At 53.6% G+C, this 554-nt stretch carries 1 protein-coding gene; it reads right to left on the bottom strand.

The annotated features are described in order from the left end of the window. Positions 1-554, bottom strand: a 554-nt coding sequence (locus KQI75_RS13470) for an electron transfer flavoprotein subunit alpha/FixB family protein (protein WP_407927195.1), incomplete at both ends; no start/stop codon positions are given.

The following is a 554-nucleotide window of genomic DNA, read 5'->3' as shown; positions in this document are numbered from 1 at the left end:
ACAGATACGACAACGTCAGCACCGATCAGGTCTACCAGCTGCTTTGCTTCCTTCACGATCTCAACTACCTGCGTCTTGATCGGATCCAGCTCTACATTGTACTTCTCTACTACGACTGCGTTTGCCTTAGCTTCGTTGTACTCGCCCTTCTTCAGTACGCCCGGACGTACAGTGGACATCTGCGGACGGAATCTCGGGCAAATGATGGTTGCCATCAGGTGACCGCCGAATGCCGGACGGGTCATCTTCAGGTTGCGGTCGTCCATCTTGATTCGACCGGTCTCTACCATCTGATCTACATTCAGGGTAGATGCTTCTCTCAGGAAGTCTGCGTACTTAGCAGTATCTACATCCAGATGGGTGCAGTCTGCGGTCAGGCCGGTGTGCAGTCTTGCTGCGCAGCGCGGACCCAGGTCACGGCCAATGTTGGTTGCGCCGATCAGTACGATCTCCGGCTTCTTGTCCATAACTGCCTTGCAGATAACGTCTGCATATGCATCGGTGGTGTAATCCTTCAGTGCCGGATCATCTACCAGAATTACCTTGTCTGCGCC

The organism is Butyricicoccus intestinisimiae (assembly GCF_018918345.1).
GTDB lineage: Bacteria > Bacillota > Clostridia > Oscillospirales > Butyricicoccaceae > Butyricicoccus_A > Butyricicoccus_A intestinisimiae.
The sequence above is the reverse complement of the archived record's forward strand: the minus strand, read 5'-3'. Positions and strand labels throughout refer to the sequence as shown.